The organism is Bacillus sp. JZ34, assembly GCF_053903205.1.
In genome coordinates this window covers 3,038,988-3,061,915 of sequence record NZ_CP096403.1, presented here as the reverse complement: position 1 = coordinate 3,061,915, position 22,928 = coordinate 3,038,988, and the positions used below count along the sequence as shown (strand labels likewise).

Annotated in this window: 23 protein-coding genes and 1 other annotated feature; of the genes, 19 read left to right on the top strand and 4 right to left on the bottom strand. The window is 45.0% G+C overall.

Features of this window, described 5'->3' with window-relative positions:
• Window positions 1-23 precede the first annotated feature (23 nt).
• The gene (locus M1D90_RS15565; protein WP_146873598.1) at window positions 24-836 is read right to left on the bottom strand and encodes an undecaprenyl-diphosphate phosphatase; all 813 of its coding nucleotides are present in this window, start codon (window positions 834-836) and stop codon (window positions 24-26) included.
• Window positions 837-1,017: 181 nt separating this feature from the next.
• On the opposite strand from M1D90_RS15565, the gene M1D90_RS15560 reads away from it, so the two are divergent.
• Window positions 1,018-1,197 (top strand): YjzC family protein, encoded by a 180-nt coding sequence (locus M1D90_RS15560; protein ID WP_003180573.1) that lies wholly within the window; start codon window positions 1,018-1,020, stop codon window positions 1,195-1,197.
• Between the two features lie 63 nt (window positions 1,198-1,260).
• Here the strand turns inward: M1D90_RS15560 and M1D90_RS15555 are convergent, their stop codons facing one another.
• Complete coding sequence (locus tag M1D90_RS15555; RefSeq protein WP_009328851.1) at window positions 1,261-1,455, bottom strand: YjzD family protein; 195 nt, start codon at window positions 1,453-1,455, stop codon at window positions 1,261-1,263.
• 231 nt (window positions 1,456-1,686) lie between these two features.
• Here M1D90_RS15555 and M1D90_RS15550 point away from each other — a divergent pair, with 231 nt between their 5' ends.
• The 4 genes from M1D90_RS15550 (at window position 1,687) to M1D90_RS15535 (ending at window position 4,318) form a co-directional block, all read left to right on the top strand.
• Window positions 1,687-2,421 (top strand): hypothetical protein, encoded by a 735-nt coding sequence (locus M1D90_RS15550; protein ID WP_035338967.1) that lies wholly within the window; start codon window positions 1,687-1,689, stop codon window positions 2,419-2,421.
• An 86-nt stretch (window positions 2,422-2,507) separates the two neighbouring features.
• Window positions 2,508-3,083 (top strand): hypothetical protein, encoded by a 576-nt coding sequence (locus M1D90_RS15545; protein WP_035338965.1) that lies wholly within the window; start codon window positions 2,508-2,510, stop codon window positions 3,081-3,083.
• Window positions 3,084-3,168: 85 nt separating this feature from the next.
• The gene (locus M1D90_RS15540; RefSeq protein WP_020450927.1) at window positions 3,169-4,122 is read left to right on the top strand and encodes a BMP family ABC transporter substrate-binding protein; all 954 of its coding nucleotides are present in this window, start codon (window positions 3,169-3,171) and stop codon (window positions 4,120-4,122) included.
• A gap of 10 nt (window positions 4,123-4,132) precedes the next feature.
• Window positions 4,133-4,318: a ComZ family protein gene (locus tag M1D90_RS15535; protein WP_011197761.1), complete on the top strand. Its 186-nt coding sequence runs from the start codon at window positions 4,133-4,135 to the stop codon at window positions 4,316-4,318.
• 52 nt (window positions 4,319-4,370) lie between these two features.
• Here the strand turns inward: M1D90_RS15535 and M1D90_RS15530 are convergent, their stop codons facing one another.
• Window positions 4,371-4,619, bottom strand: a complete 249-nt coding sequence (locus M1D90_RS15530) for a hypothetical protein (RefSeq protein ID WP_050820917.1) — start codon at window positions 4,617-4,619, stop codon at window positions 4,371-4,373.
• Between the two features lie 168 nt (window positions 4,620-4,787).
• On the opposite strand from M1D90_RS15530, the gene M1D90_RS15525 reads away from it, so the two are divergent.
• The 10 genes from M1D90_RS15525 to M1D90_RS15480 all read left to right on the top strand — a co-directional run bounded on the left by M1D90_RS15525 (window position 4,788) and on the right by M1D90_RS15480 (window position 16,296).
• Complete coding sequence (locus M1D90_RS15525; RefSeq protein WP_003180588.1) at window positions 4,788-5,726, top strand: beta-ketoacyl-ACP synthase III; 939 nt, start codon at window positions 4,788-4,790, stop codon at window positions 5,724-5,726.
• 21 nt (window positions 5,727-5,747) lie between these two features.
• Complete coding sequence (fabF, locus tag M1D90_RS15520; protein ID WP_003180590.1) at window positions 5,748-6,986, top strand: beta-ketoacyl-ACP synthase II; 1,239 nt, start codon at window positions 5,748-5,750, stop codon at window positions 6,984-6,986.
• Window positions 6,987-7,071: 85 nt separating this feature from the next.
• Window positions 7,072-7,860 (top strand): DUF2268 domain-containing protein, encoded by a 789-nt coding sequence (locus tag M1D90_RS15515; protein WP_023856645.1) that lies wholly within the window; start codon window positions 7,072-7,074, stop codon window positions 7,858-7,860.
• A 191-nt stretch (window positions 7,861-8,051) separates the two neighbouring features.
• Window positions 8,052-9,026: an ABC transporter ATP-binding protein gene (locus tag M1D90_RS15510; protein WP_003180594.1), complete on the top strand. Its 975-nt coding sequence runs from the start codon at window positions 8,052-8,054 to the stop codon at window positions 9,024-9,026.
• 42 nt (window positions 9,027-9,068) lie between these two features.
• Window positions 9,069-10,052, top strand: coding sequence for an ABC transporter ATP-binding protein (locus M1D90_RS15505; RefSeq protein ID WP_171866277.1), 984 nt, complete (start codon window positions 9,069-9,071; stop codon window positions 10,050-10,052).
• A 112-nt stretch (window positions 10,053-10,164) separates the two neighbouring features.
• A complete protein-coding gene (locus M1D90_RS15500) occupies window positions 10,165-11,808 on the top strand; it encodes a peptide-binding protein (protein WP_003180598.1) in 1,644 nt (547 codons plus the stop codon).
• 78 nt (window positions 11,809-11,886) lie between these two features.
• Window positions 11,887-12,837, top strand: coding sequence for an ABC transporter permease (locus tag M1D90_RS15495; protein WP_011197765.1), 951 nt, complete (start codon window positions 11,887-11,889; stop codon window positions 12,835-12,837).
• Between the two features lie 19 nt (window positions 12,838-12,856).
• Complete coding sequence (opp4C, locus tag M1D90_RS15490) at window positions 12,857-13,771, top strand: oligopeptide ABC transporter permease (protein WP_003180601.1); 915 nt, start codon at window positions 12,857-12,859, stop codon at window positions 13,769-13,771.
• A 292-nt stretch (window positions 13,772-14,063) separates the two neighbouring features.
• Entirely contained in the window at window positions 14,064-15,329 is a 1,266-nt protein-coding gene (locus tag M1D90_RS15485) for an MFS transporter (RefSeq protein WP_011197766.1), read from the top strand.
• A gap of 214 nt (window positions 15,330-15,543) precedes the next feature.
• Window positions 15,544-16,296 carry a YjbA family protein gene (locus M1D90_RS15480; protein WP_003180605.1) on the top strand — a complete coding sequence of 251 codons (753 nt, stop codon included), beginning with the start codon at window positions 15,544-15,546 and terminating at the stop codon, window positions 16,294-16,296.
• Between the two features lie 245 nt (window positions 16,297-16,541).
• On the opposite strand, the gene trpS is transcribed toward M1D90_RS15480, so the two are convergent.
• Window positions 16,542-17,534 carry a tryptophan--tRNA ligase gene (gene trpS, locus M1D90_RS15475; RefSeq protein WP_065643382.1) on the bottom strand — a complete coding sequence of 331 codons (993 nt, stop codon included), beginning with the start codon at window positions 17,532-17,534 and terminating at the stop codon, window positions 16,542-16,544.
• Between the two features lie 52 nt (window positions 17,535-17,586).
• Window positions 17,587-17,808, bottom strand: a binding site (T-box leader).
• 461 nt (window positions 17,809-18,269) lie between these two features.
• On the opposite strand from trpS, the gene M1D90_RS15470 reads away from it, so the two are divergent.
• From M1D90_RS15470 to M1D90_RS15455, 4 genes are all read left to right on the top strand, one after another.
• Entirely contained in the window at window positions 18,270-19,895 is a 1,626-nt protein-coding gene (locus tag M1D90_RS15470; RefSeq protein ID WP_020450931.1) for a peptide ABC transporter substrate-binding protein, read from the top strand.
• A 94-nt stretch (window positions 19,896-19,989) separates the two neighbouring features.
• The gene (locus M1D90_RS15465; RefSeq protein ID WP_020450932.1) at window positions 19,990-20,925 is read left to right on the top strand and encodes an ABC transporter permease; all 936 of its coding nucleotides are present in this window, start codon (window positions 19,990-19,992) and stop codon (window positions 20,923-20,925) included.
• Window positions 20,926-20,929: 4 nt separating this feature from the next.
• Complete coding sequence (locus tag M1D90_RS15460; protein WP_023856653.1) at window positions 20,930-21,847, top strand: ABC transporter permease; 918 nt, start codon at window positions 20,930-20,932, stop codon at window positions 21,845-21,847.
• Window positions 21,848-21,860: 13 nt separating this feature from the next.
• A complete protein-coding gene (locus M1D90_RS15455) occupies window positions 21,861-22,928 on the top strand; it encodes an ABC transporter ATP-binding protein (protein ID WP_020450934.1) in 1,068 nt (355 codons plus the stop codon).

The following is a 22,928-nucleotide window of genomic DNA, read 5'->3' as shown; positions in this document are numbered from 1 at the left end:
ATCACAATTGATCAGCTGTTTTTTTAGGCGAATATCAAAACGGCGATGCCGATGACAAAGCAGTAAATCGAGAAATAAACCAAGTTTCCTTTCGCCATAATATTCATGAACCAGCGCAATGAAAAGTATGTAGCGATAATCGATGCGATGAACGCAAACAAATAAGGAAGGAAAAGCTCCCCTAAACGCGGATCATGAAAAATATCGGTAATGCTTAAAATGGTCCCGCCAAGACTGACCGGTATGTACAGTAAAAATGAAAACCTGAGCGCGGTTTCAGATTTGAGGCCGAGCGCCATCGCAGGGACGATCGTCGCTCCCGAACGGCTGATGCCGGGAACAAGTGCAACCATTTGCGACAAGCCGATGATCACGGCGTCTCTCAGTCTGATTTCGCCGTCGTTTTTGCAGCCGCGCAAATTGCGAATGAGAAACAATGCCAGACCCGTGATCAGCAAAGTAACCGCGGTGATCCGGACGCCGTCTTTAAAGAAAGCCGAAATCTCATCATCAAATAAAACACCGATGACACCGGCAGGAATCGTGGCGATGATCAGATAGATGATAAACCTGAAGTCCGCTTTTCCTTTTTCATTTTTTGATGTGACATAAGACAGTCCGTTTACCGCCAGCCTGAAAATATCGTTTTTATAGACGAGCAATACGGCAATTAAAGAACCGGCATTCATTAAAAGCTCAAAACTGAAGCCTTCAATGTTCAAGCCTAAAAAGTGCTGTGCCAGCACCAAGTGGCCGCTTGAAGAAACAGGAATCGGCTCTGTGAGTCCCTGAAGCAACCCTAAAAGGATATACTTGATCAACATTAAAAAATCCATGATACTCCTCCGTTTCCCACAAGTTGTGACGCCCTTTTAAAAGACGGAATGAACGGGCGGTTCGTTTTAATTTTCGGAACACTTTTCTCATTAAACTATACAAAGCAAACAGATGTAAAGATAAAATCGACATGTTTTTTGGGAGAGTGGGGCAATCTAATAATAAAAGGGAGTGAAGCAAATGGGACAGCAGCGTCAATTCCGGCCGGGCCAAAAAGCGCCCAATAATGGAGTGTATGTGGAGATCGGCGAAACGGGAAGCATGGTTCAGAACCCTCAACAAATCAAATTGAGCGCCGGCGAGTTCTTCCCTGAAACCTCCAACCATAACCGGCTCTGGACATATAAAAGAAAGCCTTAAAAAAACAGCCGTCGGACGGCTGTCTGTCTAAAGCAAAAAACCCCGCTTTCAAAAGCCGGGGTTTTAATGTTGACTTGCATCCTGTTTAACAGGCATAATTTCTCCAAGAACAATAACGGCTGCGGTGATGATAAAGCCCATAATGACACTGGTTTGAAGGTCATACCCAGCACCGTTCATGGCGCCGACAATATAGCAGGCCATCTGCGTCAAAAGAAATGTCCAGAAAAAAGCGACCACAAATCGCACGTTTCCCACCTCGTCCTTCTCATTCAATTCTAAAACTTATCATACCATATACATAGCCAGCTGGAAAAGACATTTTAGTGAACAAGACAGGGCTTTCAACTCTGTTTTCAGAAATATCAGAAAGGGTATTTCATTAAAGTTTACTTTTCATCATGAAGACTGGGACTTTTCCTTATTCGTTTGCTGCACGTACGACATAAAATAATGAGCAGATTACGGCAGGAAGGAGGCAGGCAAGTGATGAAAATAACCGAACGTTTTTTTCAAATGGATTCAGAATGGAACGTGGTTCATCTTCCGTACAAGCCGAACGGTTTTCTGGTGTTCATTTTCGGCGACCGGAACCATTTTGTCGGGGAAGATTCGAGCTTCTGGCTTCAGCATTACGGAAGAAATCAGCTTCTAACGAGCCTGAGAAACAAAGGCTATACCCTGGTAAACAGCAATTTGTTCGGCAGGCACTGGGGCTCCGAAAAAGCGGTTGCATACGCCAAACAGCTGATTCATTACGTGTTCAAACAAGAGATTTTAAATGAAAAAATTCATCTATTGGCGGAAGGCACAGGGGCCCTCATTGCAGATGAGCTCCTTCGCTCGATCCCGAACCAAATACGTTCTGCAGCGATGGTTAATCCTTGCCTCGATCTTCAGGCTCATCATAAACGAGAAAAAGAAAACAAGTTTTTCTACAAACAGTTTATTAAAGAAATTGCCGAAAGCTACGGAATTACGGAGCGGGAGGCAGCCGATTATCCGTTCAAAAGCATATCCCCTTATCACAATCTCGTACCCGTTCATATTTGGCAAAGACTGAACGGCTCACCGTATCCGTATATGATCCATGCCAAAACGTTTGAGGAGCGCCAGCTTAAAGGCCGTCACAGCGTGGGGCTTACCCTGCACCTGTCCGAACATCCTCAGCGCATTCATTCAGCAATCGCGAACTTTTTCAAAACGCATGAAAAAGTCTTATAGAGAATAGAATAATAGCAGCCCGAAAATGATGAAAAGGGCTGTTTTTTGCTTGGTAAAAAAAGCTGAAACGAAAGGTGGTCCATCGAATGAAGCCGGCACTTGTATATGGAGCAGATGAGTTCTTCGGCCTTTCATTTTGTGAACATCTACTTGAAGAGGGTGTTGACATAGATGTAAAGCTGGAACAGACAAGCGACGAAAAAAAGCTGATGTATCTCGAAGAGCGGCTGATGTGGCTGGGAAGAAACGAGCATTTCCGTCTCATCGAAAAAGAGCTTGAAGCCCCGTACGAACAAGTCTTCATCCAATACACAGGCTCAGTGCCGGAAGAAGCGCTGGCTGCAGGCGTTGAAAACAAGCCTGTTATTCTGTTTGTCTACCAGGAACAATTCGAAGATGATTTACGCGCCGGCATGGAGGAAAAGGGTGTTGAACTGATCGTGCTTCCGGATCTGTTCGGTCCGTGGGACGTCAGGGCAGAGGATAAACAAAACAGGGACGGAGCGCTTTTTGTGAACGACGCGGCCGCACAAGCCGCTGCCTGTGCTGTTGAAAAAGATTTTTCAGATTTGCAGTTTGTACAGAAGACGCCATACGATAAAGCCGATGAGATCATTGAAGAATGGATCAGACAAATGTCTACATTTTTCGACAAAAAATAAGAAAGATCTTCCTAATTTACACTTGAAAGGATACAATAAAGATAGATTTGAATTGCTGTTTTTTCGAAAGGGAGTTGAACATGGCATGGTGTACAGGCTTGTCGCGATTTTTTTCATTCTCCTGGCGCTAAGCGGCTGCGGACAATCGCCGCTGAAAGGGAAAATTGAAAAAGTCGGTTTGCTTGTCCCTGATACGATAAATGACCAAGTATGGGGAACCAAAGGATATAAAGGATTATTAAGAATACAATCCGTCTACAATGTCGACGTCTATTATAAAGAGGGAATCGATAATGACGCTGCCATTAAAATGGCTGTAGAAGATTTTCACAAAAAAGGCGTCAACCTCATCTACGGGCACGGAAGCGAATATGAAAAAGCCTTTAATGAGATATGCAAAGATTATCCTGATATTCATTTTGTTTTAATGAACTCGAAAGCCGACCACCCAAATGTGACAAGCATATCGCTTGAAGGAGAAGCGATGGGGTTCTTCGGCGGAATGACGGCGGCCCATCAGTCAAAAACAAAGAAAATCGGCGTGCTCGCAACGTATAAATGGCAGCCTGAAGTAGAAGGATTTTCCGAAGGGGCTAAATACCTCGATCCGGACATTGAGGTGATGACAGAATATGTCGGCCAGTGGGACGACAGCGAAAATGCCGTCAAACTGTATGAAAAAATGAAGAAGGCAGGCGCGGATGTTGTGTATCCGGCCGGAGACGGGTATAATGTCCCTGTCATTGAACAAATCAAAAAGGACGGGCTGTACGCTATCGGATATGTAAGCGACCAGTCGGAATTGGGTGAGAATGTCGTTTTGACAAGCACCATACAGCATGTAGACGACGCTTATGAACTCACCGCCGACGAGTTTAATAAAGGAACGCTTAAAGGCGGCAAGCGCTCATTTGACATTCAAGACGGCGTCATCGAAATGGGAGAATTCAGCCCTGTTGTCGATCAGTCATTTCAAGAAAAGATGAATCGGCTGATTGACGAATACAAAAAAACAAACAAACTGCCAAACGAACATTGAGGTGATCAAGATGCACGAAAAATCAATGGAATTTTTGCAAATTGCCATGAAATACGTTCCTGAAGCGAAAGCAGAGATGGAGAAAGCGGGAATCGAACTTTCCCCGGAAATGCTTGAGCCATTCATGAACTTGTTTACGAAAGTGATGGCCGAGGCTTACGAGCTCGGTAAAGCGGAAGCCGGTTCAGACGCCTGACTTAAACGCCCGCAAACGCTTAAAAAGCCACTTTTCAGAAGAAGTGGCTTTTTTATATGGAAATCTTATTTTTCAAAGCGCTGACCATTGAGCCGATTTCTTTAAACACAGGCTTCAGCTCATCGAGCGAATCCATAATTTCTCCAACCTGATTCAACACGTGCATATAATCGGCTTCTTGGGATACTTCAGCGTCTTCGGCGGTTTCCGCTTCCGCATCCGTCTCCGTCTCCGTCTCTTCATGCCTGCCGGGTGCGTTTGCGCCAAACATCATTTTTGTGAAAAAATCGTCGTTCGCCACTCTTCATCCCTCCTTTTTCATATATATCACTACTATATGAATGTTTTGGTCTGCTAGATTAGACGAATATATTGCCAACTAAAAAAAAATAGGGTAGGATTAGTACCAGATACTAATAATAACTCATAACATTAGTTGGAAAAAATCATGAATAAAGGAGTCTTTCCTATGAAAGCTGGAATTATTGGAATCGGCCGGTACATCCCTGAAAAGGTGCTGACCAATTTCGACTTGGAAAAAATGGTTGAAACTTCTGACGAGTGGATTCGTACAAGAACAGGCATAGAAGAAAGAAGAATCGCAGCTGAAGATGAGAAAACATCCGACATGGCTGTGGCCGCCGCTAGAAGAGCGATGGAAGACGCAAACATCGAGGCGGAAGATCTTGATATGATTCTCGTCGCCACCGTTACTCCTGACCAGGCATTCCCGACAGTGTCCTGCATGATTCAAGAAAAGCTCGGTGCATTCAATGCCTGTGCAATGGATATCAGCGCAGCGTGCGCCGGTTTTATGTACGGTTTAGTCACTGGAAAACAGTTTATCGAAGCCGGGACGTATAAGCATGTGCTTGTCATCGGAGTTGAAAAGCTTTCAGGCATTACGGACTGGGATGACCGCAATACCGCTGTTCTGTTCGGAGACGGAGCGGGCGCCGCAGTTGTCGGGCCTGTCAGCGACGATAAAGGGATTTTGTCTTTTGAGCTCGGTGCAGACGGCAGAGGCGGAAAGCACTTGTACTTGGATGAAAAAGATCATACAATCATGAATGGCAGAGAAGTGTTCAAGTTTGCGGTCCGCCAAATGGGTGAATCCAGTGTGAATGTCATTGAAAAAGCCGGATTATCCAAAGAGGATGTCGACTTTTTGGTGCCGCATCAAGCCAACATCCGGATCATGGAAGCGGCGCGCGAACGTTTGGAGCTTCCAGTCGAAAAAATGTCTAAAACGGTTCATAAATACGGAAACACATCAGCTGCTTCTATTCCGATTTCTCTTGTGGAAGAGCTTGAAGCTGGTAAAATAAAAGACGGTGACGTCATTGTGATGGTCGGCTTCGGCGGAGGTTTGACATGGGGAGCCATCGCCATGCGCTGGGGCCGCTAAAAGAAAGGTGAGGTGCAACTTATGAATAGTAAAAGAGTAGTCATTACCGGATTAGGAGCTTTATCACCTCTTGGTAATGACGTCAAAACGAGCTGGAACAACGCGGTTAACGGGGTTTCCGGAATCGGCCCGATTACAAGGGTGAACGCGGACGAGTATCCAGCTAAAGTAGCCGCGGAACTGAAAGATTTTAAGATAGAAGATTACATGGATAAAAAAGACGCGAGAAAAATGGACCGCTTCACACAATATGCCGTTGTGTCGGCGAAAATGGCCGTGGAAGACGCGGGGCTCGACATTAACGAGAGCAACGCAGACCGGGTCGGCGTCTGGGTCGGTTCTGGGATCGGCGGCCTTGAAACGCTTGAACAGCAGTTCGAAACATTTTTAACAAAAGGACCGCGGCGCGTCAGCCCGTTCTTTGTACCGATGATGATTCCTGACATGGCGACCGGCCAGATTTCGATTTCTCTCGGTGCAAAAGGGGTCAACTCTTGTACGGTGACGGCTTGCGCGACGGGTACGAACTCAATCGGCGACGCCTTTAAAGTCATTCAGCGCGGCGATGCAGATGTCATGATCTCCGGCGGAACGGAAGCCCCGCTTACAAGAATGTCGTTTGCCGGCTTTTCCGCCAATAAAGCGCTCTCCACTAATCCGGATCCGAAAACGGCAAGCCGCCCGTTTGACAAAAACCGCGACGGCTTCGTCATGGGAGAAGGAGCGGGAATCGTCGTTCTTGAGGAGCTTGAGCACGCGTTAAACCGCGGAGCGACAATCTACGCGGAAGTGGTCGGCTACGGATCAACGGGAGACGCCTATCATATCACGGCTCCTGCGCCAAATGGGGAAGGCGGCGTCAGAGCCATGAAAGAAGCGATCAAAGATGCGGGTCTGTCTCCTGATAGCATTGATTATATCAATGCGCACGGAACAAGCACGCCGTACAATGATAAATTTGAAACGATCGCCATTAAAGAAGTGTTCGGAGAGCATGCCTACAAGCTTGCCGTCAGCTCGACAAAATCGATGACAGGGCACTTGCTCGGGGCTGCCGGAGGCATCGAAGCGATTTTCTCCGTCCTTGCCATTAAGGAAGGCATCATTCCTCCGACAATCAATATCGAAACGCCTGATGAAGATTGCGATCTGGACTATGTACCGGATCAAGCCCGCCGCCAGGACGTAAATGTTGTGCTCAGCAACTCGCTCGGTTTCGGCGGACACAACGCAACGCTGATTTTCAAAAAATATGAATAACCGCAATATAAACGGCTGCCATTTTAGATGGTGGCCGTTTTTTTTAGCGTGCATACCATACAGATGAAAAAGGAGTGTGATCTAAATGAGTATAGCAAGCACGTATGAATGGCTTGAACAGGCTTCATCCGTGCGGGAATTGTCAAGCTTTCTCCTGCCGTATTTTAAAGGCGCTTCAAAAGCGGATGCGGCGGCGATTGTCAGCCACCTGCAGACCCACGGCATGTTCCGTTCGTGGACGGACGGCGAGCGTACGATGAAGCAGCTTAAGAAAAACAGCGTATTTCAGCATGTCAGACGGGAAGAACAGCTGCTCTGCAAAAGATGGAATGGGCCGGATGTTCCGATTTTCATCCTGCCGGTCGATGAAAGAAACCGCAAAATCCGCGTCGAATTCGGCTCGAAATCAGGCCTTGCGTTCAGCGACAAATTATTTTTGTTTTTATCGGCCGATCTTCCCCGGTCATCGATTTCTGCGATCATGACGCACGAATATAATCACGTTTGCCGGTTAGAAAATATGCCGAAAGAAGAAAAAAAGATGACGCTGCTTGATACAATCATTCTCGAAGGCATCGCAGAATATGCCGTTTTCGAACGGTTGGGGGAAGCCGAAACAGCTGCATGGACGTCATATTACTCCGAAAAACAGCTTTGTCATTTCCAGGACCGGTTCGTAAAGCCTCATTTCGAGCTGCGCCGACATGATAACCGACTATTCTCCAATATTTTATTTGGAAAAGGTCCTTACCCCGACATGGTCGGATATGCTGTCGGTTACAGTATTGTAAAAAAATATTTATCGGCTCGAAATTTGAAGGTTGCCGACGTTTTATCCTTCCCGTCAGAAGACTTTATAAAGCTATCGCTTTAAAATACTAAAATTATGGGATTAAATTAATATTATTACAAAAAATCAAAAAACTCCTTGCTTTTGTAATGATTATGTAATAATATACAACTATAAAATTTTAAGATAATTCAGTCATATTAAGAAAATTCTAAAAAAGTAATATATTAGTTTTTCGTAATATTTAACTTCTGGTCTATGGAAGGGGAATCTGGATGAGCGCATTGCTGGAAGTCAATGATTTAAAAACTTATTTTTTCAGAAAAAAACAGCCGATACCCGCAGTGGACGGCGTCGATTTTTCAATCAAAAAAGGAGAAACCGTGGCGCTGGTCGGTGAATCGGGATCCGGTAAAAGCATCACGTCTCTGTCTATCATGGGACTCGTCGAGGGCTCGGGCGGAAAGATCATGAACGGTTCCATCAAGCTCGAAGGACGGGATCTCGTTACATACAAAGAACAAGATTTATGCAAGATCCGCGGAAATGAAATCTCGATGATTTTTCAGGAGCCGATGACCTCGCTCAATCCGGTTTTGACGATCGGCGAACAAATCACAGAGGTGCTGATCTATCATAAAAAGCTATCGAAAAAAGAAGCTGCCAAAAAAGCGGTAGAATTATTAAAGCTTGTCGGATTTTCGAGGGCAGGCGAGCTGATGAAAGAATATCCGCACCGCCTGTCGGGCGGCATGAGGCAGAGGGTGATGATCGCCATTGCCTTAAGCTGCAATCCGAAGCTGCTCATCGCGGATGAACCGACTACAGCGCTTGACGTCACCATTCAAGCGCAAGTGCTGGAACTGATGAAAGACCTATGCGACAAATTCGATACCTCCATACTTCTCATTACCCACGATCTCGGCGTTGTGTCCGAAATTGCGGACCGCGTGATCGTCATGTATTGCGGACAAGTTGTTGAAAATGCCACAGTAGATGAACTATTCGATGAACCCCTGCATCCCTACACAAAAGGACTGTTAAACTCCATCCCTGTTATTGAAGGCTCCATTGAAAAATTAACAGCCATTAAAGGAAATGTGCCGACGCCTGACAACCTTCCGGCCGGCTGCCGGTTTGCTCCGAGGTGTCCGAGTGCGGGCGACAAATGCTGGGGCGCGCAGCCGGACTTGAAGACGCGTCCGGACGGCCGGTCTGTCAGATGTTTTTTATATGAGGAGGGAGAATAAGGGATGACTTCATCAGCTGAACCATTACAGCCCGGAGAGGAAATGAACCCGCAAGAATCCCTTCTGGAGCTGAAAGATGTCAAAAAGTACTTTCCGATCCGCTCAGGGATATTTCAGAAAAAAATCGGCGACGTCAAAGCGGTGGACGGCATTAGCTTTTCGCTTAAACGCGGCGAAACACTCGGCATTGTCGGTGAATCGGGCTGCGGAAAGTCGACCGCCGGACGGACGATGATCCGCCTTTATAAACCGACGGCAGGACAGATCTTTTACAAAGGTCGCGACATTTCAAGTTTGTCGGAAGAAGCGTTGAGAAAGAGCGTCCGCAAAAACATCCAGATGGTTTTCCAAGATCCGTTTGCCTCACTGAACCCGAGAAAAACGCTGCGTTCCATCATCAAAGAACCCTTCAACACGCATCATATGTACAATTTCAAAGAGCGCAACGAAAAAGCCGAAGAGCTTTTGGCTAAGGTCGGGCTGCACCCGTCGTTTGCGAACCGCTATCCCCACGAATTTTCCGGAGGGCAGCGCCAGCGGATCGGAATCGCGCGGGCGCTGGCTTTAAATCCGGAGCTTATTATCGCCGATGAACCGGTATCCGCATTGGACGTGTCAATCCAGGCTCAAGTGATCAACCTGATGGAAGAGCTTCAGGAAGAATTCAATCTGACATATTTGTTCATTTCCCATGACTTGAGCGTCGTCCGCCATATCAGCGACAGGGTCGGCGTCATGTATCTCGGCAAAATGATGGAGCTGACAGACAAGCATGAGCTGTACGACAACCCGCTTCATCCATACACGCAGGCGCTTCTGTCCGCCGTTCCCGTCACTAGGAAGAAAGGCGGAACAAAGCGGGAGCGAATCGTTTTAAAAGGCGAGCTGCCGAGTCCCGCCAACCCTCCGAAAGGCTGTGTCTTTCATACGAGGTGTCCGGCCGCAAAAGCGATTTGCGCGGAAGCCGAACCTGCTTTCAAGGAAGTGAAAACAAACCATTTCGTGGCATGTCACCTTTACGAATAAAGGGGAAGGCCGTCACATATTAAATCCTTGAGAGGGGGAATGTCTTCTTTAAAAAACGGGGGTCAATCGGGTGGAAAGAAGGACAACAGTTTAATAAGGGGGAATTCATAAAATGAATAAACGCAAAACAGGATTTTCAATTTTAAGCTTGCTGCTGATCTTATCGATTTTTCTAACGGCCTGCAACAGCGGCGAAGTCGGAGGGGATGAAAAAGAAGGCAAATCTGACGGGAAGCCGCAGCAGGGCGGAGATCTGATTGCTGGATCCACAGGTGAACCGACGCTGTTTAATTCACTGTATTCAACTGATACAGCAAGTTCAGATATTGAAAGACTGATCTACAACACTTTGTTAGACGTTAATGAGAAACTTGAAGTGGAAAACCAACTCGCTGATGAAGTAAAGGAATCGGAGGATGGGTTAACATTCGATGTGAAGCTAAAAGAAGGTGTCAAGTTTCACGACGGTGAAGAAATGACAGCCGACGATGTCGTTTTTACTTACAGCATTCCGATGAGTGATGAATACGTTGGAGAACGCGGCTCAAACTTTAAAATGATAGAGTCTGTCACGAAAAAAGGTAAATATGAAGTGCAGTTTAAATTAAAGAAGCAGGATCCGTATTTTTACAATGTTACACTTGCCAGTTACGGTATTCTGCCTAAGCACATTTTAAAAGATGTCCCAATCAGCAAACTCGGTGAACACGAATTCAATCGAAAGAATCCGATTGGAACAGGACCGTTTAAATTTAAAGAATGGAAAGAAGGACAATATGTAAAGGTTGAGGCTTTTGATGATTATTATGCCGGGCGTCCTCATTTAGATTCGATCACGTATAAAATTATTCCGGATTCAAATGCAGCGCTGTCACAGCTGCAAGCTGGAGATGTCGATTACTTGGTCGTTACACCAGGACCAGACTATAAAACGGCCGAGAAATTTAACAATGTGAAGATGGAAACCGATTTAGGTTTGAATTATACGTATATCGGCTGGAACGAAAGAAATGAGCTGTTTAAGGATAAAAAGGTTCGCCAAGCGCTGACACATGCGCTTGACCGCCAGGCGCTCGTTGACCAAGTTCTAGATGGAGATGGGGAAATCGCGAACATCCCGGAAAGCCCGCTTTCATGGAACTACCCGGATAACAAAGATAAGTTTAAAACGTTTGAATACGATCCAGAGAAAGCAAAAAAACTGCTCAAAGAAGCAGGATGGACAGACTCAGATGGTGATGGGATTTTAGATAAGGACGGCAAAAAGTTTTCTTTCGTTATTAAAACGAACCAAGGAAACAAAACACGGGAAGACCTCGCGGTTGTTGTTCAGCAGCAATTAAAAGAAATTGGGATTCAAGCAAAACCGCAGATTGTTGAATGGAGTGCTTTAATTGAACAAATGAACCCACCGAATTGGGATTTTGATGCGATGATCATGGGCTGGAGCCTTGCTACGTTCCCTGATCAGAGCAACATTTTCCATTCGAAAGAAGCTGAAAAAGGACTAAACTATGTTTGGTATCAAAATGAAAAGCTTGATAAACTGCTGGATGAAGCTAAAACGTTGAAGGACCGTGAAGAATATAAAAAGGCGTATGAAGATATTTACGAAATTCTGGCGGAAGATCAGCCGTATACATTCTTGTATTATACGAATTACCATAGAGCGATGCCTAAAAATATGAAAGGCTACGTATTCCATCCGAAAGAAGATTTCTATAAAGCCGAAGACTGGTGGCTGGATCAAAAATAACGAGAATCCCTTGAGGGAAGTGTAGCTTGCAGCTTCCTTCCCTTCCTTCTTAATGACTTTTAAAAAAGGGGATAAAAAATGATTACATATATCATTCGAAGGACGCTCATGTCGATTCCAATATTATTTGGTATTACAATTTTGTCATTTGCGATTATGAAAGCAGCGCCGGGAGATCCAATGGCATTGATGATGGATCCGACCATCAGCGCGGGAGACCGTGAAAAATTCATTGAAAAATACGGGTTGGATGAACCTGAACACGTTCAATATTTAAAGTGGCTCGGAAATATGGTTCAAGGTGACTTCGGTACTTCAATCGTTAGAAAAGGAACGCCAGTGACTGATTTGATTATGGCGAGGCTGCCGAATACGTTATTGTTAATGCTCGTTTCAACCATTTTGGCTCTCCTCATATCGATCCCGCTTGGAGTGCTTTCAGCTAGGCGGCCATATTCTAAATTGGATTATGGCATCACATTCACATCATTTATCGGTCTTGCTGTCCCAAATTTTTGGCTTGGACTGATTCTAATCATGTTTCTTGCTGTTAATTTAGGATGGTTTCCAACCGGGGGCGTTATGACTCTGAATGCCGATTTTAGTTTATGGGATCGCATTCATCATCTAATTTTGCCTGCATTCGTCCTGGCGACCGCAGATATGGCGGGACTCACCCGCTACACGAGATCGAGCATGCTTGATGTGCTCAGGCAAGACTACATGCGGACAGCGAGAGCAAAGGGTTTTAAAGAAAATCGTGTCGTGTACAAGCATGGGCTTCGAAATGGTTTGCTTCCGGTTATTACGATCTTTGGTCTGATGATTCCTTCTTTCATCGGCGGAGCTGTCGTTACTGAACAGATTTTCAGTTGGCCAGGACTTGGAAAGCTGTTTGTCGACTCTGCTTTCCAGAGGGACTATCCTGTCATTATGGCAATGACGGTTATTTCAGCCACACTTGTTGTCATTGGGAATTTAGTTGCGGATATTCTTTATGCAATGGTCGATCCGCGGATTGAGTATTAATGAAGGAGGGAATTGATTCATGACACAGACAAATCCATCGACACCTTCGCCGGAGATCACATTGCAGGAAAATGTCGCACCAAAGCCCGAGACAATGACAAAAATCTTTTTTGAAAAGTTTTATAAAAACAAGCTGGCGGTAATTGGAGGAGTTTTATTATTTATTATTATCCTATCAGCGATTTTTGCTCCGGTGATCGCTCCATACCCGCCGGAACAGCAAAACCTTCTGAATAAGCTAAAACCGCCAAGTGGTGAACATCTAATGGGAACAGACAAGTTTGGCCGAGATATTTTCAGCCGTTTACTTTATGGGGCTCGGGTTTCTTTACTTGTAGGCTTTGCCTCTGTACTTGGATCGATTACGATAGGTACGGTGGTCGGCGCAATCGCCGGCTACTTTGGCGGAATAATCGACGCTATTATGATGAGACTGGTGGATATTGTATTATCCATACCCGACATCTTTCTGTTAATCACGCTGGTCACCATCTTCCAGCCGGGCATAGATAAACTGATTTTAATATTCGCCTTGACGAGATGGACGACGACAGCGCGCCTTGTCCGGAGCGAGTTTTTGTCCTTGAGGTCGAGGGAGTTCGTCTTGGCGGCGAAAACGATCGGTACAAGAAATTACAAAATCATTTTTTCTCATATCCTTCCGAATGCGATGGGGCCGATTATCGTTGCCGCGACGCTTTCCGTCGGTACCGTAATCCTTGCGGAATCGGCATTAAGCTATCTTGGATTCGGGGTTCAGCCGCCGATGGCAAGCTGGGGAAACATGCTTCAGGATGCACAGAACTTTACGATCATGATCCAGGCGTGGTGGTATCCGCTGTTCCCGGGCCTGATGATCCTGCTCACTGTGCTGTGCTTTAACTTCTTAGGCGACGGACTCCGCGATGCGCTTGATCCGAAGAATATTAAATGATTTATGCAGTGTATTACAGAGGAAATATTTTAACAAAATGGAAGGTCAATAGATTTAGTTTCAATGAATGTATGTAGTGGACATTGAACGAATGTTTCCTGTTAGTCGATAAAGAACACTTTCATAAATGAGGTACCAAAGGGAATATCATTCGTAAATCTTTGGTATCTCACTTTGTTCAAACAGAAGCAGGTCTTCCAACTCCTGAAGATCTTTTGGAACTGTTAGATGAACAAATGGGCGCTGTAGCAAAAAAATAAATCGCTTTGTTAAATGAATAGAGGTTATAACGATGTTAAGCGTATTGAAAAATAAAAACTTTTTATTTTTGATATTAGGGCGTTTGGTAACCAATATTGGGGACAGTATGTATACAGTTGCGGCAATGTGGCTTGTGTTTGATTTATCAAAAAGTACATTTTATTCCGGATTAGCTGGTTTTTTGACGATGTTCCCAACTGTTTTGCAATTTTTAACAGGTCCGATTGTTGATAAAGTCAGATTAAATAAAGTTTTGGTTTGGAGTCAACTCATCCAAGCTATTTTGGTGTTGATTATTCCGCTTTTTTATTTCATTGGATATTTGAACATTTGGATCATCATGATGATTATGCCTCTTATCGTATTCATTGAGCAATTTACTTATCCTGCGCAATCTGCCGCACTGCCTAAAATAATCAAAAGTCAAGATCTAGTTAAAGCAAACTCACTTATGTCATTTTCATATCAAGGTACAGATATTATATTTACTGGTATTGCAGGTATTGTGATTGCTTCGGCAGGAGCTATAAGCATATACTTAGTTGACTCTTTCACTTTTTTGTTAGCGGCGCTGTTTTTTAAGTGCGTAAAATTAGAACAAAAAAATGAGATAGAACATAAGCCCCGATTCCACTTCAAAAAAGTCATACACAATTATACAACGGATATAAAAGAGGGATTTACACTCATTCGTCATTCCCTCATTCCAAAAATCCTCTTGGGCTCGATGATTTCTAACTTCATGCTTAGTGCGACGATTGTGATTTTGCCAAGCTTCTCTTCGATTAGAGGAGGAGAAGAATACTATGGATATTATTTGGCTTCCATGTCATGCGGTTTACTGTTAGGTTCAATATTCGCAACAGTGTTTGGCCGATTCGCGATAGGATCACTTACGATATACGGATTTTTCATTTCAGGGGTTTTATGGAGTATTTCGGCGATCGCCACCTCTTCATACATATCGATTATTTTATTTGGTTTGTCTCAAATATCCATCGGCGTGACAAACGTCATTTTCATGTCCATTTTGCAAAGCATACTGCCGGAAGAGTTTATAGGGAGAGTTTTTTCTTTTATCGCAAGTTTGACAAGCATAGCAGCTCCTTTTGGATCTTTGCTGGGAGGGTTTACCGCGTCATTGATCGGCAGCGATAAGGTTTTCTTTATAGGAGGAATTGCCATGCTGTTTGTATCTGTTTATTGGGTGTTTCAGTCTTCTTTAAGATCAATTCCTTCATCAGAAAAAATAAACGCTAAAGAATACAGCTTTTTTACAAACGTGTTGAATAAATAATGTGTGAATTGCTTCATTCAGTCATCATGATTTTGCCCATTGTCTGGACTCCGCGATACGCTTGATCCGAAGAATATGAAATAAAAAGCTGAGGGATTGCCGCCCTTGGCTTTTTTTTAACGGCAATTGCCATAATCTCATCCGCTTGGAATAAATTCCTGCCCCCTTGCCTATACTGTGGACAACAGTTTTTATTAAAAGTGAGGGGTTAGAAATGTTGTTTCTTCATGATGTGTGGGTGAATTGGTTTGAGGGAGAAGAAAATGGCTACAACGTCTGCCACTTTCATGAATGGCGGAAGGAAGACAGTGTTGAATTGCTTGACCAGGTGCCTTTGTTAAGGGTGTCGTCCGTTTTGTTTCACTACATAGAAAATGATTTGTCAGAGCTTCCGGCCGAATTATTGAACGAGGTTCATCAAAAAGCGTATATTCGTAAAAATCATGAGCGGACACAGCTTGATCATTGTTTCGTCGTAACGGACGGCATTGGTATTCTCGCGGTCGATACGGCCGGTTACACAATACCGGTAAGAAAAAGCCGCCTCATTCCGAGACAGGAGCAGCTCGTTTATGAAATGGTGAAGGACGTTGAAGCGGAAACTTACGAGTTTGCACCAGAGAAGCTGCAATCTTCCAAAGAATACCACATTTTATCTTTATCACCGGAGCATGTCAGAGGATTAACGAGAAAAGAACGCCAGCTCAAACAGCTGCTGTTCATGGCGCTCGATCAGCTCAAAGGGCTCCAAAATCGGGCCGAGATCGCTTATTGGTACACCGAATGGAATCCGTATATGTATGAACAGATCAAGCGCATGACATTTGAAGAAATCTGGGACATGCTTTTCAATGAGACGATCGACGGATGGTCAGACAAACACAGGGACTTTTGTGAAAATTTGATTAAAGGACAGCCGTTTTTTGAAAAGCTTTGGGAAATTGAGAATGAGTCTAAAGTCAACTAAATTAAGAATCAAGACTGCCGGAAGTACGGCGGTCTTTTTATTTGTAAAAGCGAAAATTCTATATTGAAAAATAAAAAATATGAGCTGTCTTTCTGACAAAGCGGTCAATGAAGGACTGGAGACATGTGTTTTGAATCATTTATTATAGAAATATCGTGATCCGGAGGCAAGTGAATGCGGAGCTGCGGCTGTTCTCTATGAAAAACACCTTCCGATTATCGTACAAATCGGAAGGTGTTTTTGGATCAGCGTCTTTTTCGGCCGAGTCCCATCGCGTTTTCCATTTTTTTCAGCATCTTGTTTGCTGTTTGATTTGCGCGTTTGGCGCCTTCGTCCAAAATCCGGTCCAGCTCTTCAGATTCGATCAATTCGTGGTAACGGTCTTGAATCGGTTTCAGCGCGCCGATGACGACTTCGGCAAGGTCTGATTTAAATTCGCCGTAGCCTTTGCCTTCGTATTTTGCTTCAAGCTCTTCGATTGAGGCTTGTCCGAGAATCGAATAGATCGTCAGAAGGTTGGATACACCGGGTTTGTTTTCTTTATCATATTTGACGATTCCGTCGGAATCCGTGACAGCGCTTTTGATTTTTTTCTCAAGCTGTTTTGGTTCGTCGAGCAGGGTGATGAACGCTTTTTGGTTCGGATCTGATTTGCTCATCTTTTTGAGCGGGTCGGCAAGCGACATAATGCGGGCGCCGACCTTCGGTATTTTAACCTCCGGAACCGTAAAAATGTCATTATATTTCTTATTGAAACGCTCCGCCAAGTTCCGGGTTAATTCAAGATGCTGCTTCTGATCTTCTCCGACAGGGACGACGTCTGTTCCATAAAGCAGAATGTCCGCCGCCATTAATGGAGGATATGTCAAAAGCCCGGAGACGACGGCTTCCTTTCCGGCTGATTTATCTTTGTACTGCGTCATGCGCTCAAGCTCGCCGATGTAGGCGACACACTGGAGCATCCATCCCGCCTGGGCGTGTGCAGGCACTTCCGATTGGATAAACAGCGTCGCTTTTTTCGGATCGAGGCCGATCGCCAAATACAGCGCGGCAAGGTTCCGGATGTTCTTTCTCAGCGCGAGCCGGTCCTGTGGGACTGTGATCGCGTGCTGATCGACGATGCAGAAGTAACAGTTGTAGTCATCCTGCAAGTCGACAAACTGCTTCATCGCTCCGATATAGTTGCCGAGGGTGACAGAGCCGCTCGGCTGGATACCGGAAAAAATCGTTTTTTTCATGTGAATCCCTCTTTCCATTTCAAAATAAAAAGGCCCATTCTTCCCTTAAAAGAAAAGGGACGAATGAACCGTGGTGCCACCCTGATTATTTCATTATGCTCAAAATGAAATCGCTCTAGACGTTTGTAACGGAGTCTTCTCCGGCTGAGCCTACTTATCCGTGTTCGGTCAGCTGCTCCGAAGCCCATTCCACATTCGCCATTATCCGCTCCCAGCACCGCGGACTCTCTTTAAATGGGAAGAAATGTGTACTCTTCTTCTTCATCGCATGTTATTCATAATTTTATTATATATAAATTTTAAATGAAAGTCGACAGCCTTGGGGAAAAGAAAACGAATACCGGGCTGAATAAAGTTGGCGCGGCGGCATCTGGTTCGATATAAAGAATGGTTAATGTTATACGTGTAAAACGTTTTAACCTGTAAAACATAAACTTTCCTTTTAATGTGGTTACGCTTTAAAACAGAGAAGTGTATTTGTACATTTGGCAGAAAACCTGACAATCATAAATAGTTTGAATAAAAAAATAATTGAAAATTAATATTGCAATAAATTATTCTATTAATTATAATGAATTTGTTCACCTCGGTGTTACAGGTTTCTTACATAACAAATATTCAGAAAAGACGAAACAGAGGAAAAAGTATGGCAAGTGGGCCTATTACTTTTTTATGATAAATCTGAATGTTCAGGAGTAAGGAACTAAAAAAACAAGAAATTGGGGGGGTTTCTCTTTGAAGAAGCGTTTGTCATTTATCAGTTTAATGCTCATTTTCACACTCGTCCTCAGCGCCTGCGGCTTCGGCTCAAGCTCCGGTGACGGCGGTAAAAAAGACAGCAAAGGGAAAGACACATTAAATGTCAACATTAAAACAGAACCGTTTTCACTACATCCGGGACTCGCAAACGATTCGGTGTCTGCAAACGTGCTTCGTCAGACTTTTGAAGGATTGACGACAATCGGTAAAGATGGAAAGCCGGTTGAAGCGGCAGCCGAAAAAATCGAAGTCAGCGACGACCAAAAAACATACACATTCACGCTCCGCGACGCGAAATGGTCAAATGGAGATCCTGTAACAGCAGAGGATTTTGAATACGCATGGAAATGGGCGCTCGACCCTAAAAACGAATCGCAATATGCGTATCAGCTTTACTACTTAAAAGGCGGAGAAGCAGCGAACACCGGCAAAGGGAAAATTGAAGATGTCGGCGTTAAAGCTGTTAATGATAAGACTTTAAAAGTCGAGCTTGAAAAACCGACACCGTATTTTACTGAACTGACAGCATTCTACACATATATGCCAGTCAATAAAAAGGTAGCAGAGAAGAATGCGAAATGGTACACAAACGCAGATGAGAACTACGTATCTAACGGACCTTTCAAAATGGCGAAATGGAAGCACAGCGGAAACATCGTACTGGAGAAAAACGACCAGTACTGGGATAAAGACGCTGTTAAGCTGAAGAAAATCAATATGGCGATGGTCAACGATCCGAACACTGGTCTGAACATGTACAAAAAAGGCGAGCTAGACTTTGTAGGACAGCCGCTTGACCAGATTTCAACGGATGCGATTCCAAGCCTGAAAAAAGAAGGCCTGAACATTGATCCGTTCGCATCGGTTTACCTGTACAAATTCAACACTGAAGCGGCTCCGCTGAACAATGTCAACATCCGTAAGGCGCTGACATACGCGATCAACCGCGAAGCGATCGTCAAAAACATCACGCAAGCGGAACAGCTGCCTGCGATGGGATTAGTGCCGCCGGCAGTCCACGGCTTTGAGTCAAATAAAGGCTATTTCAAAGACCATGATGTTGATAAGGCGAAAGAATACTTGGAAAAAGGTTTGAAAGAGCTCGGTTTGAAAAAAGCGTCAGACCTTCCGAAAATCACGCTTTCCTTCAACACGGATGAAGCACACCAAAAAATCGCTCAAGCCGTTCAGGAAATGTGGAACAAGGAACTGGGCTTAGATGTCGAATTAGGCAATGAAGAATGGAACGTATACATCGATAAGCTCCATGCAGGAAACTATCAAATCGGCCGTTTAGGCTGGACCGCCGACTTTAACGACGGAATGAACTTCCTTGAAACATACCGCGACAAAGAAGGCGGAAACAATGATACGAACTGGGAAAACGCAAAGTATAAAGAGCTGCTGAATAAAGCATCGAGAGAAACTGATTCAGCGAAACGCATCGAGCTGATGAAAGAAGCAGAAAGCATCATCATGGATGAGCTGCCGGTCGCACCGATCTACTTCTACACAATGCCGTATCTTCATGATGAAAGCTTAAAAGACTTTGTTCTAACTGGTACTGGTGAGATCTATTTCAAAACCGCGCATTTTGAATAAAATTGCATGAAAGTATATGGGGTTTAGACTTCCCCCCATATACTTTTATTTATGAAAAGAAGTTAATAGACTGAATATTCGGAGGTGTGTAAAATTGATTAAATTTTTAGGCCGTCGTCTTGTTTATATGTTAATTTCTCTCTGGGTTATCGTCACAGCTACCTTCTTCCTGATGAGAGCGATACCGGGCGGACCCTTTTCAGGCGAGAGGAAACTTCCCCCTGCAATTGAAGCCAGTCTCAATTCCTACTATGGTTTAGACCAGCCTCTTTTTAAACAATATCTCGATTATTTAGTATCGGTAGCAAAGTGGGATTTCGGGCCGTCATTTAAATATAAGGGACAAACTGTGAACGACTTGATCAGCTCAGGTTTTCCGATTTCTTTTACACTTGGATTGGAAGCGATTTGCCTTGCGCTCGCTTTCGGCGTATTGTTTGGCGTGATCGCCGCGCTGAAGCGAAACAAGTGGCAGGACTACACAGCGATGATCATTGCGGTTGTCGGGATCTCTGTTCCGAACTTCATCATGGCTGCACTTCTTCAATACGTGCTGGCAATGAAGCTGGGCATGTTCCCTGTCGCACAATGGGAGTCATGGGGACATACTGTGCTTCCTGCCATCGCAGTCGCCTCGATGCCGATGGCGTTTATCGCTCGTTTGACGCGTTCGAGCATGCTTGAAGTGCTGAGCAGCGACTATATCCGCACGGCACGTGCAAAAGGTTTGAGCACACCGGCCGTTACGTTTAAGCATGCGATACGAAATGCCATCATGCCGGTTGTTACATATATGGGGCCAATGGCGGCGTCCATTTTGACAGGAACGTTTGTCGTCGAAAAAGTATTCGGTATACCGGGACTCGGCATGCACTTTGTCACCAGCATTACGAACCGAGACTACACGGTGATCATGGGTGTTACCGTCTTCTTCGGGGCAATCTTGCTGCTTTGCGTCTTGATTGTCGATCTTTTATACGGCTTAATTGATCCGCGCATTAAACTGTTTGGCGCTAAGAAAGGGGAGTAATAGGATGCAGCAAATACCAAAAGACATGTTTGAACCTGCAGCTGTTGACCATAGCGAAGCCGAAAAGATCTCAAAGAAAAACCTTTCATTTTGGACAGACGTATTCTTGAGATTTAAAGAAAACAAGCTGGCGCTGTTTGGACTGGTGGTTCTGATCCTGATCGCTCTGATGGCTATTTTCGCGCCGGTATTCTCAAGCTTTCAATATGAAGAAACGGATTTAACGAATGCGAACCAGCCGCCGAGCGGCGAGCACTGGTTTGGAACAGATGACCTTGGAAGGGACGTATTCGTCCGTACATGGGTCGGCGCACGCATCTCGCTGACAATCGGACTGGCTGCCGCGCTGATCGACGTTTTGATCGGTGTGATATGGGGTGCGATATCAGGCATCAGAGGCGGACGTACTGACGAAATTATGATGAGAATTGCAGATGTTTTATGGGCGATTCCTTCCTTATTAATGACGATCCTGCTGCTCGTAGTGATGGGAAAAGGCTTGGTCACGATGATCGTCGCGATGGTTATTACGGGATGGATCAACATGGCGAGAATCGTCCGTGGACAAGTACTCCAGCTCAAAAATCAGGAGTTTGTGCTCGCCTCAAGAACTTTGGGAGCGAAAAACTCGCGCATCATCAGAAAGCACTTGCTGCCCAACATCATGAGCCCGATCTTGGTCACCATGACATTAACCGTGCCTACGGCTATTTTCTATGAAGCGTTTTTAAGCTACCTCGGCCTCGGGGTTCCACAGCCGCTTGCAAGCTGGGGAACGATGGCTACAGACGGTGTGCAGGGATTGGAGTATTACCCGTGGCGCCTGTTCTTCCCGGCTACTTTTATCTGTCTGACCATGTTTGCATTCAACGTTATCGGCGACGGACTGCGCGACGCTTTAGATCCGAAGCTGCGTAAATAAAGGAGTGAGAAAGATGAAACACTTACTTGAAGTGAAAGATTTAGCCATTTCTTTTAAAACATACGCCGGAGAAGTACAGGCGATCCGCGGCGTCAACTTTCATGTTGACAAAGGAGAGACGCTTGCGATCGTCGGAGAATCCGGATCAGGCAAAAGCGTCACTTCGCAGGCGATTATGAAACTGATTCCGATGCCGCCGGGCTATTTTAAAAACGGACAAATTTTATTTGACGGACAAGATCTGGTTCCGAAAACGGAAAAACAAATGCAGTCAATCAGGGGAAAAGAGATCGGCATGATCTTTCAGGATCCGATGACTTCTTTGAACCCGACGATGAAAGTCGGCCGTCAAATCACAGAAGTGCTGTTTAAGCATGAAAAGATCTCAAAAGAAGAGGCCAATAAGCGGGCGGTAGAGCTTCTCAGCCTGGTCGGAATTCCGATGCCTGAACGCCGCGTCAACCAGTATCCGCACGAATTCAGCGGCGGGATGCGGCAGCGCGTCGTCATCGCGATGGCGCTTGCAGCCAATCCAAAGCTTTTAATCGCGGACGAACCGACGACAGCTCTTGATGTGACGATTCAGGCGCAGATTTTAGAGCTGATGAAAGAATTGCAGAAAAAGATCGAGACATCCATCATTTTTATTACGCACGATCTCGGCGTTGTCGCGAATGTCGCAGACAGAGTCGCCGTCATGTACGCGGGACAAATTGTGGAGATCGGTACGGTCGACGAGATTTTCTACAACCCGAAGCATCCGTATACATGGGGGCTGTTGGCATCAATGCCGAGCCTTGACAACGACGGTGATGAAGAATTAATGGCGATACCGGGGTCTCCGCCTGATTTGACCAATCCGCCGAAGGGCGATGCTTTTGCATTAAGAAGCCCTTACGCAATGAAAATCGATTTTGAACAAGAACCGCCGATGTTTAAAATATCTGATACACACTATGTGAAGTCATGGCTTTTGCACCCGGACGCTCCAAAAGTCGAGCCGCCGGCGGCTGTCAAAAGCAAGATGAAGGAGTTTAAAAATCAGTATGAAAAACCGGTTGAAGTGAAAGAAGGTGAATGA

Excerpts from the sequence above, each read along its gene's own strand:
- M1D90_RS15565 (WP_146873598.1), bottom strand. The coding sequence starts at position 836 with ATGGATTTTTTAATGTTGATCAAGTATATCCTTTTAGGGTTGCTTCAG.
- M1D90_RS15560 (WP_003180573.1), top strand. The coding sequence starts at position 1,018 with ATGGGACAGCAGCGTCAATTCCGGCCGGGCCAAAAAGCGCCCAATAAT.
- M1D90_RS15550 (WP_035338967.1), top strand. The coding sequence starts at position 1,687 with ATGAAAATAACCGAACGTTTTTTTCAAATGGATTCAGAATGGAACGTG.
- M1D90_RS15545 (WP_035338965.1), top strand. The coding sequence starts at position 2,508 with ATGAAGCCGGCACTTGTATATGGAGCAGATGAGTTCTTCGGCCTTTCA.
- M1D90_RS15540 (WP_020450927.1), top strand. The coding sequence starts at position 3,169 with ATGGTGTACAGGCTTGTCGCGATTTTTTTCATTCTCCTGGCGCTAAGC.
- M1D90_RS15535 (WP_011197761.1), top strand. The coding sequence starts at position 4,133 with ATGCACGAAAAATCAATGGAATTTTTGCAAATTGCCATGAAATACGTT.
- M1D90_RS15525 (WP_003180588.1), top strand. The coding sequence starts at position 4,788 with ATGAAAGCTGGAATTATTGGAATCGGCCGGTACATCCCTGAAAAGGTG.
- fabF (WP_003180590.1), top strand. The coding sequence starts at position 5,748 with ATGAATAGTAAAAGAGTAGTCATTACCGGATTAGGAGCTTTATCACCT.
- M1D90_RS15515 (WP_023856645.1), top strand. The coding sequence starts at position 7,072 with ATGAGTATAGCAAGCACGTATGAATGGCTTGAACAGGCTTCATCCGTG.
- M1D90_RS15510 (WP_003180594.1), top strand. The coding sequence starts at position 8,052 with ATGAGCGCATTGCTGGAAGTCAATGATTTAAAAACTTATTTTTTCAGA.
- M1D90_RS15505 (WP_171866277.1), top strand. The coding sequence starts at position 9,069 with ATGAACCCGCAAGAATCCCTTCTGGAGCTGAAAGATGTCAAAAAGTAC.
- M1D90_RS15500 (WP_003180598.1), top strand. The coding sequence starts at position 10,165 with ATGAATAAACGCAAAACAGGATTTTCAATTTTAAGCTTGCTGCTGATC.
- M1D90_RS15495 (WP_011197765.1), top strand. The coding sequence starts at position 11,887 with ATGATTACATATATCATTCGAAGGACGCTCATGTCGATTCCAATATTA.
- opp4C (WP_003180601.1), top strand. The coding sequence starts at position 12,857 with ATGACACAGACAAATCCATCGACACCTTCGCCGGAGATCACATTGCAG.
- M1D90_RS15485 (WP_011197766.1), top strand. The coding sequence starts at position 14,064 with ATGTTAAGCGTATTGAAAAATAAAAACTTTTTATTTTTGATATTAGGG.
- M1D90_RS15480 (WP_003180605.1), top strand. The coding sequence starts at position 15,544 with ATGTTGTTTCTTCATGATGTGTGGGTGAATTGGTTTGAGGGAGAAGAA.
- trpS (WP_065643382.1), bottom strand. The coding sequence starts at position 17,534 with ATGAAAAAAACGATTTTTTCCGGTATCCAGCCGAGCGGCTCTGTCACC.
- M1D90_RS15460 (WP_023856653.1), top strand. The coding sequence starts at position 20,930 with ATGCAGCAAATACCAAAAGACATGTTTGAACCTGCAGCTGTTGACCAT.
- M1D90_RS15455 (WP_020450934.1), top strand. The coding sequence starts at position 21,861 with ATGAAACACTTACTTGAAGTGAAAGATTTAGCCATTTCTTTTAAAACA.